Source organism: Pseudomonas sp. F-14 TE3623, assembly GCF_053629015.1.
Genome location: NZ_JBRJHM010000001.1, coordinates 6,191,086 through 6,205,045 on the forward strand (window position 1 = coordinate 6,191,086; position 13,960 = coordinate 6,205,045).

Sequence of the window (13,960 nt, forward strand, 5' to 3'; positions counted from 1 at the left end):
CTTTCGGGAGGGATCGAAGAGGTAATCACCAGGCTCACCACTGCAGCGTGGTGATTGGGGTCGGTTCTTTCATGACGATAAAACCGTAATCGCCCAGCAGATAGAGGCGATAGAACTTGCTCTCCACCAGCGGCGGATAACCCTGGTAACCCATCAGGGTGGCGTTACGCCGTTCCCTCTCCACCTCCACGTTGGTGATGCCCGCCTTCGGCAGGTTTTCAGCCAGCATGAAGAAGTTGATGTTCAGCAGATAATGCAAAACCGGCATCTGCTTGAACGAACCCGCGGCCCCCACCAGCCAGTAATCGGAATAACTCACCGCCAGGTAAATGCGCTTGGCCTCGTGCAGTTGCCGATGGGCCGCAATGTCATGCCCCAGGGAAAACAACGCGCTGGACGCAAAGGTGTTCTGCACCGTCAGCACGCGGCCATAGGCGTAAGACAACGAAAGCATGGCCAACAGAGGCACCGCCAACAGCAGCGTCAGCCGCTCATGGATGGGGGCCAGCGCCAGATGACTCAAATAGAACAACAGGACCAGCAACACCGCGAAACCCATCAAGGTTCTGGCGCCTTCATTGAAGTCGCGGAAAAACAGCGCAGCCCCCGACACCAGTAAAGTCACGACCGGCACCGTCAGCACGCACACCAAGCCCATCACGATTTTTCTCAGCCCAGTGTCGTGGCGTTCAATCACGTTCCGGGCTAACTGTGCGCCGCCCACAAGGGCACACAACAGCAGCACGGCGAACACCCAAGTAAATCCTCCGTGAAACAGTAGCGCGACTTTTTCCAGCACCCGACCGATGTTGATTTCAAGTTGCAGCAAAGGCCCCGTTGCCCAGTTCAGCAATAAGGCGCGATCGTGATTCATGTAGGGATAAGCCGTGACGCTGTAGATCAACCCGCCGAGCCCCACCTGCGCGAGTTTCCAGCCGATCAATTCGTACCATTGCCGCCAGACCCATCTGTCATTCACGCCCCTGAGCAGTTCCAGGCAACACAGGCCCAAAAACACATTCAGGCTCACCTGATAGAACCCCAGCGCCAGCGCAATCAGGAAGGCCGGCACCAGCCATTGCAGAATACGCGAGGGATGACGAAAAGTGATCGCGTAGATCACTGCCACCAGACTCAAGGCATTGGCCGGCCCGTCGTATTGATAAGACAGGTTCTGCAGGAAGAACGGGTTGTACCAGAGCGGCAACAGCACCAGGCAGCAGGAAATCGTCGGCTGCGGGTAGTAATGGAATGTCAGGCTGGTCAACGCAAAAGCCATGGCCAGCGTGGCGATCAACAGCGGCAACGGAAAGATGTTTGGTGCGCCGTCGCTGAACGTCAGCAGGTTGTAGAACAGCTCGGTGAACAATCGCCCCTGCCCTGCCCAGGCAGTACCCGCCGACAGCGAGCGCCAGTTGTCATCGATGTAGGGATAGTCCGCGAGGATCAGCGGAAAAACATAAACCAGCGTCGCGATAAAAAAAAACAACCAGACCCGGCGACGCCCGAGTTCTTTGCTGAAAAAGTCGCCCAGTCTGCCCATGCTAAAGCCCGATCCGGTCTTTGCCGCCAATGACGTCTTTGACCACATAACGGGGACGGTGCTTGGCTTCGATGTAGATGCGACCGACATACTCACCGAGGATGCCGATGCCGATCAGCTGTACGCCGCCGAGAAACAGAATGGCCGTCATCAGCGACGGATAACCGGGAACACTGTTACCGAAGAAAATCTTGTCCAGCACCATGTACACCGCGTACAGCACCGCGAAGATCGAAATGCCGCCACCGATGTAAGTCCACAATCGCAACGGCACGGTGCTGAACGAGGTAATGCCTTCCAGCGCCAGGTTCCACAGCTTCCAGCCATTGAACTTGCTGCGTCCTGCCACTCGCCGGGCCCGTTCGTATTCCACCACCGCCGTGGTGAACCCGGCCCAGGACAGAACGCCTTTCATGAACAACTGGTGCTCGGGAAGCGCGCGAATCACATTGACCACCTTGCGGTCCATGAGCCGGAAATCCCCGACGTTTTCTTCAATCCGGGTGTAGGAAATTCTGTTCAGCAAATGATAGAAAAGCGATGCGCTGTGGCGTTTCAAATAACTGTCACTGTCACGATTCCGGCGTTTGGCGAGCACCACATCGGCGCCCTTTTGCCACTCGGCAATCAACTGCGGGATGACGCTGATCGGATCCTGCAGGTCCACGTCCATGGGAATTACCGCATCGCCTGTGGCGTATTCCAGCCCGGCAAACAATGCCGGCTCCTTACCGAAGTTGCGCGAGAAGTTGATCAGCAATACTTGTTCATCGACCTGTGCCAGCGCCTTGGCCTGCTCAGCTGTCCGGTCGGTACTGCCATCGTTGATGAACACGATCTCGACCTCACACGGGTCGAGTTTCAATTCGCGACGCACCGCCTGATGGAACAGATTGATCGCCTGCTCTTCGTTGAATACCGGAACAATCAGCGAAACTTTCACGTTTCACACTCCTGAAAAACGAAGTGTAGATGTTCGTCAGGCCGCCATCAGGGGGCGTTCTGGCGCGCGAACTGCCCGGCAGACCAACGGACATGCCGTCCCAATTCGTTCGCTATAGGCAACTGAGACATTCAGTAATATCCGTCTTTTGCAATTGCCCGCGAATCACGCCACCCTGCGCGCCGCCAATGTGCGGCGAATCTTTTGCTCGCCGGCCACTTCTTATCCACAACCCGTTCAAGAGCCACCGTCATGACGTTTGAACGCGATCACCGAATCGACTTTTTTCGTGGCCTGGCCCTGATCTTCATTTTCTGGGATCACGTGCCGCAAAACCCGCTCGCCCAGTTCACGGTGCGCAATTTCGGGTTCAGCGATGCGGCGGAGATTTTCGTGTTTCTGGCCGGGTACGCGGCAGTACTGGCCTACGGAAAGATCGCCCGGCGCGACGGTTTCATGGTCGCCACGGTAAAAATCCTGCGTCGCGCCTGGGTGCTTTATGTGGTGCATATCTTTTTGCTGGCGCTATTGATGGGCATCGTGTTTTTCGCCAACAGTCACGTGGAAACCCGTGATCTGGTGCAGGAAATGGGCTTGCAGTATTTCCTCAGCAATCCGCAGCAGGCGTTGATGGATGAGTTGTTGCTGCGCTTCAAGCCGAACCTGATGGACCCGTTGCCGCTGTATATTTTGTTGCTGCTTGGCCTGCCGCTGGTGCTGCCGATGCTGCTGCGCAAGGCTAAATATGTGGTGGGGTTGTCGGTGGTTTTGTACCTGCTGGCGCCATGGCTTCAGTGGAACCTGGCGGGCACCGACGGTGGAGTGTGGTTTTTCAATCCTATGGCGTGGCAGCTACTGTTTATTCTCGGTGGCGCGGTGGCGATTCACGGGCAAAGGCCTCTGGTGTCGCAACCTCGAGCGCTGACTCGGCAGCCGGTTTTCATTGCAGCGCTGACCTATCTGATGGTGACAGGGCTGATCGCACTGTCGTGGAAATGGCCGAGCGTACATGACGCCTTCATGCCCCAATGGCTCGGCGAATCGCTCTATCCGATCAGCAAGACCAACCTCTCGCCGGCACGCCTGCTGCATTTCCTCGCCCTCGCCTACGTCACCGCGAGATTGTTGCCGGACACGGGCTGGACGCGACACTGGCTGGCGCAACAAAGCTGTCGCATGGGTCGTTATTCGTTGGAAATATTCTGCTTTGGCGTGTTGCTGGCGCCATTGGCAGACATGCTCAACGCCTTGGGCGGGAACACACTGGCGATACAGATATTCAGTGCACTGCTGGGGGTCGGGTTGATGGCATTGCTGGGGGTCTGGCTGGAGTTCAACAAGCGGTTGAATCGCTCGATTGTGGTGACGGCAGCTTAAGATCAAAAGCCCCGGTCATCTCGACCGGGGCTTTTTGTATTTCTGGCGTTACAGACTCAAGAAGCCGAACGCACCGCACCTTGCGACACATTGGTCGGTTGCAGCTTGAACACGTAGAACAACACCGTCAGCAGCACCAGGAAAGCAGGCCCGACATACAGTGCCACGCGAGTGTCCGGGAAGTACGCCATCAGGCCGACCACCAGCACCAAAAAGGCCAGTGCCAGGTAAGAACTGACCGGGTACAGCCACATGCGGTATTTCAGACCGGCCCGTTCGCTGGCGCTCAGGCCTTTGCGGAACTTGAGCTGGGCCAGCAGGATCATCACCCAGGTCCAGATCGCGCCGAAAGTGGCAATCGCGGTGACCCAGACGAAGACCTTCTCCGGCACCAGATAGTTAAGCAACACGCCCAACAGCAAGGCACCGATCGACAGCAGCAGCGCACGACGCGGCACGCCGTTGTTCGAGGTCTTGGCGAAACCGGCCGGGGCCTGGCCGTTCTGCGCCAGGCTGTAGAGCATGCGCCCGGTGCTGAAGATGCCGCCGTTGCAAGACGACAGCGCAGCGGTGATCACCACGAAGTTGATGATGCCGGCGGCGGTCTTGATGCCCAGACGCTCGAAGGTCATCACAAACGGGCTGCCCTGGGTGCCGATTTCATTCCATGGGTAGATCGACAGGATCACGAACAAGGCGCCGACGTAGAACAGCAGAATCCGCCAGAACACCGAGCCGATCGCATTGGGGATGGTCTTCTGCGGGTTCTTCGCTTCACCGGCAGTGAGGCCGATCATCTCGACGCCGAGGTAGGCGAACATCACCATTTGCAGGGACATCAACACGCCTTGCACGCCATTGGGCATGAAGCCGCCGTGAGCCCAGAGATTAGAAATCCCCAAGGCGACGCCGTCATTACCGAAGCCAAAAGCGATCACGCCAATGCCGCCGACCACCATCGCAATGATGGTAACGATCTTGATCAGGGCGAACCAGAACTCGAACTCACCGAAGGCTTTCACCGCGATCAGGTTGATCGAGCCCATGCTGATCAACGCCGCCAGAGCCCAGATCCAGCGCGGCACGTCGGGGAACCAGACGCCCATGTACACCGCCACCGCGGTGATTTCCGCGACGCAGGTCACCAGCCACAGGAACCAGTAGTTCCAGCCGGTCAGAAAGCCTGCCAATGGGCCAAGGTAGTCTTGTGCATAACGGCTGAACGAGCCGGCGACCGGGTTGTGCACGGCCATCTCGCCGAGGGCGCGCATGATCACCAGGATCGCCAGACCGCCAATGATGTAGGAGAGCATGATGGCCGGGCCGGCCATTTCAATGGCCTTGGCCGAACCCAGGAACAGGCCGACGCCGATACAGGCACCGAGCGCCATCAAGCGAATATGCCGTTCGCCGAGTTCGCGTTTAAGCGGGCCGCCCTGAGCGGTCTCGCCGTGAGGCAGGTGATTGCCGACTGGCATAGGTACAACCTCGTCTTGTTATTGGATGTGACCACCGAGTGTCGAAGCACCGACCGATAGGCCAGCGCTTCTGCGAAACCGGGCCTGCTTCATGGGCAGACACGTCTTGCAGGACCAAACCTGCAAGATCAGCGGGCATGCAGTATAAAAAGCTTCCAGCAGGGTTTTTCACTCTATAAACCACAACATTCAGCCATAACTCTCGGCAAAAGCGGGGTTTACGGAGTGGCATTACCTGACTTATGTAGGATTATTCGCCACTGAAACGGCGCGGAGTATTGCACAGCAATGGTGCATCGTCATGCCCCTACCTAGGCAGCATTTACCTCTTTGATGCGTCTAGCTCGGCTATTTCAGACGACGACCCCCTCTTGGTGAGGGGAGCTGTTGTGGCGAGGGGGCTTGCCCCCGTTCGGCTGCGAAGCAGTCGCAAATCCGATACACGCGGCATGCCTGACACAACATCGAGGGTTCAAGTTTCGGGGGACTGCTGCGCAGTCCAACGGGGGCAAGCCCCCTCGCCACTGCAAGCCCCCCCTCACTACAAATATCGGTCCGTCCATGCATCACTTACTACTTCACAATTTTTTCACCAACGCCAACCACCGTCTAAGCTTCAGACAAGTCCGATCAATCTGCGTGAATGGATCAGTCGACTATGGGCGCTTTGTGGCAAACCGATTCGAGTAAAACTGTGGTTCCGACTGAACGAGTGGATGAAGCGCCTTTACCTGAGAAACCCCGTCGTTCCCGACACGGCTGGGGGGCTTTCTGGTTGCTGCTGTTGATTATTCTGATTGTCCTCGGCCTCGCCGCGGCCAAGGAAATGCGCACTTCCAAGTTTCAGGCCCGGGAACTCAGTAAATATGCCGCCTCGCTGAAGTACGAGCTGCAGCCCGGCCCTAGCGATGCGATTCGCTACCCTGGCGCGGGCCCGTTCGATCAGCGTTTGGGTTACAGCACCCTGGATGAATTTCTGCCGCGCCTGCTCAAGCGCAACTACGTGGTGTCGGCACAAACCCGCTTTTCCCCGGCGCTGATGAAGTACAGCGACAGAGGCTTTTTCGTGCCTTATGCAGAAAAAATCCAGGCCGGGCTGTCGATCACCGATTGCCGCGCGGCACCGCTGTACCAGTTCAAATACCCACAACAACTCTATTCGAGCTTTGCGGCGATCCCTCCGGTAGTGGTCAGCAGCTTACTCTTCATCGAAAACCGCTTTTTGCTCGATCCCCGCCAGCCTTTGGCCAACCCGGCCGTTGACTGGCCACGGTTCGGCATGGCGGCGTGGTCCCAGGTGGCCAAGTTGTTGCGCCTGCCAGGCCAGTCGGCGGGCGGCAGCACGCTGGCCACTCAGCTGGAGAAATATCGACACTCGCCCGATGGCTTGACGGTGTCGGGCGCGGAAAAGATCCGGCAAATGATTTCCGCCAGCGTGCGGGCCTACCAGGCGGGCCCGGAGACCCTCCAGGCCCGGCAAAATGTGATTCGCGATTACCTCAACAGTGTTCCGCTGTCGGCGGTGCCAGGCCACGGTGAAGTGCATGGCATGGCTGAAGGCTTGCGCGTCTGGTACGGCGCCGACTTCAACAAGGCCAATGAACGGCTGGCCAGCCCGGACACGGATCCGAAAAGTCTGTCGGAAAAAGGCCTGGCCCTGCGTGAAATGCTGTCACTGATGATCGCTCAACGTCGCCCTTCCCATTACTTGACCAAGGGCCGTGATGAATTGGCCAGTCTCACCGACAGCCATATTCGGCTTCTGGCTCAGAATGGCGTGATCGATGCACCACTCGCGACGGCGGCATTGGCCAGTAAAGTGACTTACCGCGACTGGGCCACCCAGCCCACCATTCAACCCATCGAAACCAACAAGGGCATCAGTGTGGCGCGCAGCCGTCTGGGCGGATTGCTCAACCGTCCGCTGTATGACCTCGACCGCCTCGACCTGTCAGCCACCAGTACGCTGCAAGGCGAGTTGCAAACCCAGGCCACCGCGTACCTCAAGCATCTGGCCGACCCCACTTATGCAGCGGAAATCGGCCTGATTGGCGAACGCCTGCTCACGCCCACCAGCACCGCGCAGGTGCGCTACAGCTTCACCCTGTTCGAACTGACGCCGGACGGCTCGCGGGTGCGGGTGCAGACCGATAGCACCGACCAGCCGTTCGACATCAATGAAGGCAGCAAGCTGGAACTGGGCTCCACGGCAAAAATGCGCGTGCTCACCACATACCTGCAAATCATCGCCGAGCTGCACGATAAGTACGCAGCGATGACCGTCCCTGAATTGAAAAAAGTCGAGGTCCCGGACCAGGACCGTCTGAGCCGCTGGGCCGTCGATTACCTGATGCAGAACAAAGACCGCAATCTGCCGAACATGCTGAATGCCGCGCTGGATCGCAAATACTCCGCCAGCCCTGGCGAGGCCTTTTTCACCGGTGGCGGGCTGCATACCTTTAATAACTTTCGCAAGGAAGACAACGGCCGCCTGCCGACCCTGCGCGATGCCATTCGTGAGTCGATCAACCTGCCGTTCATTCGGCTGATGCGTGACCTGGTGCGCTACACCACCTATTCCGGTCCCAACAACAGCGCCGAATTGCTCAAAGATGATCGCGACCCTCGGCGTCAGGAATACCTGGCCTCATTCGCCGACAAAGAAGGCACCTCGTTCCTGCTGAAGTTCTGGAAGAAATACCGCAACAAGGACACCCAGGCGCGGCTCGAGACCTTTCTCGACGGCATGCGCCCGACGCCGATTCGCATGGCCGCCGTGCATCGTTATCTATTCCCCCAGGCCGACCAGGAAAGCTTCAACACCTTCGTGCGCTCGCACCTCAAAGGCGCCAAGCTCAATGAAAAACTGACTGACGAACGCCTCGAACGCCTCTACCTGAGTTATGGCCCTGGCAGCTATGACCTGCCAGACCAGGGCTTCATCGCCAAGGTTCACCCGCTGGATCTGTGGTTGATCGGCTACTTGCTGAACAACCCCGACGCCAAGTTCAGCCAGATTGTCAAAGCCAGCCAGTTCGAGCGCCAGGAAGTCTACAGCTGGCTGTTCAAGAGTCGGCACAAGGGTGCCCGCGACAGCCGAATCCGCACCATGCTGGAGATCGAGGCGTTCCTCGACATTCACCAGCGCTGGCAGAAGGTCGGTTATCCGTTCGATCATCTGGTGCCCTCGCTGGCCACCGCCATCGGCAGCTCCGGTGACCGTCCGGCGGCATTGGCTGAACTGATCGGCACCATCCTCAACGACGGTGTGCGCATGCCGACACTGCGTATCGACAGCCTGCACTTTGCGGAAAATACACCGTACGAAACCAAACTGATCAATGACCCGGATGTCGGCAAACGGGTAATGCCTTCCGAGGTGGCAACGGCCATGCGCGAGGCTTTGTCGCAAGTGGTGGATGCCGGCACGGCCAAACGCGTGGCGGGCAGTTTCAAACTGGCTGACGGTAGCCCGTTGGCCATGGGCGGCAAAACCGGTACTGGCGACAACCGCATTGAGGCCATCGGTTCCGGCGGGCGGATTCTCAGCTCGAAATCGATCAACCGCACAGCGACTTTCGTGTTCTACATTGGCGACCGGCATTTCGGTACCCTCACCGCCTATGTCCCCGGGCGCACGGCCGAGAATTTCAAATTCACTTCGGCGTTACCTACGCAAGTGCTCAAGGGCATGGCGCCGATTCTTTCGCCTTACCTGCAACCCGGCACTCATACGTTGTGCCAGGGCACGGTGACAACGGCTGAACGCTAACGGGGCGTTTCAGCCGCTGTTTCAAGCGTGGTGTTAACTATGTATTTTTCGCTCTTGATTATTGAAAGCATCGCGTCGTAAACGCTGCCTGAATCCTGCTTATATTTGCGCTTTTTTCAGCGCTCCCCCTTGCCTAGTCTGGTCGTCCCATCATGGATGACTGGACGATAAACCCATGCCGATTACCCCGCTTACACCTGAAAGTACTCATCACGAATTAATCCGCAATGCCATCCCACCGTGGCTCACCGATGCATCATTGCAACGCGTCAGTGCGCTGAAAACTGTCAGGCTGAATCTTCCCGACTGGCACAGATCCGCCTCGGCAGCCGAACACCAGCGCTTGAAGGAAGACATCAAAGATCATTGGGTCGCGCAGAACAGCGTGGACAAGGCACTCAGCGAACTGCAAGACGTTTACGCCTTCGCTGAACCGATTCTGAAAAAAGCCCTGAAAGACCGATTCGGCCTGGAAGAAGATGTGAAGGAAACCTGGCTACGCCTGTATGCGCCAGTGAAAACGTCTTGGTGGGTGCATGACTTCGCGTCCGGCACTCAAAGCCGCACGGTGTCCCTGCTCGATGCGGCGCTGCACAACTTTTCGAGCAGTGAAACCTTCACCGCGGATTCAGAGTTCATTACCCGGCCCGACAACCGGGGGCATTTCAGAACAAAACCCATCAAGCACAAAATGCGCATCGATCAGTTCAAGACACTCTGTCGCGATCTGAACCTCGGTGCTCAATACGAAGGACATCTCAAATCGTTTCTGCTACCGGCCGACAGGCTGGCCAGCAATCTACTGCGCTACCGGGTCACTCAAAGCCAGAAAAGTGCATTAAAAGCTGCCGCGCGCATGGCACTGATGAAAAAAGACCTCAGCCAACACGCCTACGCCGTTGTACAGGGCATGCTCAATGAGCAAAAAAAACCGACATGGAACGGTAAAGCCGTCAGCTACTACAACCTGGCGATGATGGACGTTGCCCTGACCGGCATCGTGTTGATCACAGCCGATGTGCTCACCAGCAAAGTCCCCGAGCCACTGATTGCCTATGTCCCCAACGACCCCGAACATCCGCTCAAGGAATACCCTTCATCCATCGAATTCATGGCCGAGCTGACTCGCCAGTTACGGGATGATCCAGCCTCGCCAACACCGGGATCAGGACGCTATCAAACATTTTTCAGTCAGTTCATTGCTCACTCGCAGCGCGGTGCTTTTTTCGCCAGGCTGAACGCACGTTTGAGCCAAGTGAAATGGCACCAGGCTGCCCCCGGCCCGAACACGCCGAGCTGGCGAGAGACACCGGTGGACAACCCGAACCTGCAGTTCAGCCTGTCGAAGATCGAGGATGATCGCCAGACCCGCTTCGACGGCGAGCTGTGGAAGTACCTCTACCAGGAGAAGCTGAACAAGATTCTCAATGACGCGCGAGACATCGTGATTTCCACCGACTATGCCGATCGCATGGCGCGCTGGGCCTGGTGGGACAATCTGGAAAAAATGCTCTCGGATATTCTCAATGTCGCGTTGCTGGTGGCGACTCCCTTGGTGCCCGGCCTGGGCGAACTGATGCTGGCGTACACGGCATATCAACTGACGGATGAAGTGGTCGAGGGCATTGTCGACCTGGCCGAAGGCCATTTGGCCGAAGCCGGTGAACAAGCCATCGGCGTGCTTGAAAGCATTGTTCAGCTGGGCGCTTTCGCCGCGGGTGCAGCAGTGGGCAAGCTGGCGAACCACCAGCTTTCGTCGTTTGTCGAAGGGCTGAAACCGGTGCAACTGGCCGATGGCAAGACCCGCTTGTGGAACCCGGATCTCGCGCCCTATCAACAACCACCCAGAGTGGCTTTGCCCAGCGACACCCGGCCGGATACGCTCGGCCTGTATCAACACCAGGGCAAGCGCCTGCTACCGCTGGATGGTCAATTGTTTGAGGTGGAAAAAGCCCCGGACAGCGACCAGCACCGCATCAAGCATCCGCAACGCCCCGATGCTTATGCACCGGCGCTCACCCACAACGGTGAAGGCGCCTGGATCAGCGAAACGGAAAACCCGCGCGGTTGGGAAGGCACGACATTGATGCGTCGCATCGGTCACCGCGTCGACACGTTTACCGACACGCAGCTGGAACAGATTCGCCAGATCAGCGGTACCGATGAAACCGTGTTGCGCAGGGTACACGTTGAACACGCCCCGTCCCCCGCACTGCTGACCGATACCTTGCAGCGCCTCGGCGCATCCGCAAAAGTCGCCGAAGTAGTATCCCCCGACGTCACCCTGCTGCTCATCGACTTCCCCGACCTCCCCACACCTGTTGCGGAAAAAATCATCAAGGGCGCCACACTCCAAGAACAACAACAGATGACGCAACAACGACGTCTGCCGTTGCGCCTGAAAACCCGGGCACGGGAGCTTCAGTTCGAGACGCAATCGGTTCGGGCTGCCCAGGGTCTGTACCAGGATGCTTTGATCAACATTGATACCGAACGCCTGCTGCTGGGGACGTTGCGAACCTACACCGACACATTCGGCGACTTGCGCATTGAAATTCGTGAGGGTGCATTTGATGGGGAGCTTCGTTGCAGTGCGGGCCCCGAGGATGCGACGCAGGTTCGGGTATTGATTCGAAACGAGGCCGGAAAGTACCGGGTACGGGATGCCTCGGATCAACCGATCCATGAGGACGAGGGCTTTCTTGAAGCGATCCTCCATGCCATGGGCAGGGATCGACAAAATGCGTTGGGCTATAAACCGGGTGGCGCCGAGTCCTTCAGGCAGTGGGTCATTGCCAAGACCGCCCCGCCCAGCGAGCGTCGGACGTTGCTCGCCCGCCCCCCCGTTCGCCCCGTTGCCGAGCACGAAACGCTGTTGCTGGTACGCGGCGGCGGACTGAGCAAGGATGGCGAAACGGTGCATGATCGTATTCGCGATCAGTACCCGCATTTCAGTGAGCGCGAGGTCGATATGTTCGCCAACGCGCTGATCGAAAAGGGTGAGCCGCTGAAAGCCATGGAGCAGGAAGAAGACGATCTTGATGAACTGCGGGTGATCCTGAACCGTTGGGAATACCAGCAACCACAATACTGGGGCCCGGATCGCCAGGGTTTCATGAACGGTGGCGGGCAGCACATTTCCCGACGCCTCATTGAGTGTTTCGAGCGCAAAAACCTGGAGCTCGGCAACCGCACCGACCCTGCCCATTATGCCCTCGACCTTTCCCGAGAATTGTGGCCGGTGGATCTGGAAACCTGGTGGTCGAAACGCCCGGAACTGAAGAAGTTTCTCAATCGAATCACGGTCCTGAAGCTCGATAACACGCGGTTCGGCAGCGAGCCGAATGGCCTGTTGAAAGACTTCCCCAACCTTCGAGAACTCAGCGCCGAAAACTGTGAACTGACTCAACTGCCCTACGGCATCGGCCAGTTGCGCAGGCTGGAACGTCTGCGACTGAGCAGCAACCGCATCGTGCTGGACGCGCCGGCGGTTGAGCAGCTGAGAAATCTGACCTACCTGGAGATCCTCAGGCTTGAGGATAATCCCCTGGGCAGGCTGCCGGACATCGGACGCATGCCCAGACTGAAGGTCGTGGCCCTGAAAAATACCGGGCTCAGCACTTGGCCGGAAGGCACATTGGCCAAACCCCGCCCGCGCGGTTTCTTTATGGACCTGCGCGAAAACCCGATCGATCAGCTCCCCGACGTGGTATCCGGCTCGCCGGATGCATGGGTGGTGGCGCGTACACGTCTGGATGTCGGCCAATTGAACGAGGTGCATCAGGTAACTTATCAGGCACTGCGCCGATCCGTGCAGTTGCCTGCCGAACCTGTCGAACCCTCAAGCACGCTGGTCCCACCGATGATCAGTTCGACTTACAGCGCCTCGCACTGGAACGACGTGCCAGGCTGGGGGGTGGATCGAGCCACCTTATGGTCTGAGCTGCTCGACGAACCCGATGCCCAACGGTTCATGGCCGTGCTGATCGACACCCAAAACTCGGCCGACTATCGGGTGGGCGGCCAGGCTCAGGCGCAACTGTTGCAGCGCGTATGGCGGATGCTCGACGCCGTGCATATCGATGCCCGGCTCAGGGAGAAGCTGTTCACCATGGCCATCGCCCCGGTCGATTGCGCCGATGCCGGTGCACAGTTGTTCAATCACATGGGCATCAATGTGCTCGCCTCCGAGGCGTATTCGTATTCCACCGATACCCCGCAACTGGAACGATCGCTGGTAACCCTGGCCAAAGGCGCCGCGCGCCTGGAGTGGGTCAACGATATTGCCCGGGCCGATATTGGCGGTCGCGACAGCAACCCTGACGATGTCGAAGTCTATCTGGCTTACCAGACGGGTCTGGCATGTCCGGCGTCACCGATGCCATGATCGACCAGGCCGGTGACACGGTATTGGAACTGGAGGAAGGCGATGGTCTGGTGAACAAAATGCTTGAACAGGATTTCTGGGAACAGTATTTGCACGAAACCTGGCCGGTGCGGATTGAAACCAACAAGCGCCTGTACCTGAATAAATCCGAACAGTTTGTGTCGTTGCGCAGTGTCCAGCGGGAATGGGCCGACGCCACACAGTTGAGCGACACCCAGCGTGCCGTGCTGAGAAACCGGCTCAAGGAACTGATGAACGATCTATCGGTGCCAGAGACTGTAGTGTTTGCCGATGAGCCGATAAGCGATGTCATCTTCGACCGGTGGCTGGTCGACATGGGCGATGAGGAAAAAGAACTGTCGAGGCGTCTGACCCGCGAAGCATTGAGAAGAGCCGGGCAGTAAAACGGCCACGCTTCAAGTTGCAAGATGAAGTCTGACGGCGGAACCGCCGTCAGACT

Annotated in this window: 5 protein-coding genes and 1 pseudogene; 3 read left to right on the top strand and 3 right to left on the bottom strand. The window is 58.1% G+C overall.

All coding sequences use genetic code 11. The features are described 5' to 3' along the window. Positions 1 to 34: 34 nt before the first annotated feature. Together AB7M29_RS28640 and AB7M29_RS28645 are read right to left on the bottom strand one after the other, a co-directional pair. A complete protein-coding gene (locus AB7M29_RS28640) occupies positions 35 to 1,543 on the bottom strand; it encodes a glucosyltransferase domain-containing protein (protein WP_454248523.1) in 1,509 nt (502 codons plus the stop codon). Between the two features lies 1 nt (position 1,544). After that, on the bottom strand, positions 1,545 to 2,486 hold the full coding sequence (locus AB7M29_RS28645; protein WP_052966194.1) for a glycosyltransferase family 2 protein: 942 nt from the start codon (positions 2,484 to 2,486) through the stop codon (positions 1,545 to 1,547). Between the two features lie 252 nt (positions 2,487 to 2,738). Between AB7M29_RS28645 and AB7M29_RS28650 the strand changes: the two genes are divergently transcribed. Next, the gene (locus AB7M29_RS28650; protein ID WP_217854362.1) at positions 2,739 to 3,863 is read left to right on the top strand and encodes an OpgC family protein; all 1,125 of its coding nucleotides are present in this window, start codon (positions 2,739 to 2,741) and stop codon (positions 3,861 to 3,863) included. Positions 3,864 to 3,919: 56 nt separating this feature from the next. Here AB7M29_RS28650 and AB7M29_RS28655 read toward each other — a convergent pair whose 3' ends face one another. Further along, positions 3,920 to 5,341 carry an amino acid permease gene (locus AB7M29_RS28655; protein WP_217854363.1) on the bottom strand — a complete coding sequence of 474 codons (1,422 nt, stop codon included), beginning with the start codon at positions 5,339 to 5,341 and terminating at the stop codon, positions 3,920 to 3,922. A gap of 658 nt (positions 5,342 to 5,999) precedes the next feature. Between AB7M29_RS28655 and AB7M29_RS28660 the strand changes: the two genes are divergently transcribed. Together AB7M29_RS28660 and AB7M29_RS28665 are read left to right on the top strand one after the other, a co-directional pair. Further along, complete coding sequence (locus AB7M29_RS28660) at positions 6,000 to 9,113, top strand: transglycosylase domain-containing protein (RefSeq protein WP_454248524.1); 3,114 nt, start codon at positions 6,000 to 6,002, stop codon at positions 9,111 to 9,113. Between the two features lie 175 nt (positions 9,114 to 9,288). Then, positions 9,289 to 13,904: pseudogene (locus AB7M29_RS28665) on the top strand (dermonecrotic toxin domain-containing protein). The last annotated feature ends 56 nt before the right edge of the window (positions 13,905 to 13,960 follow it).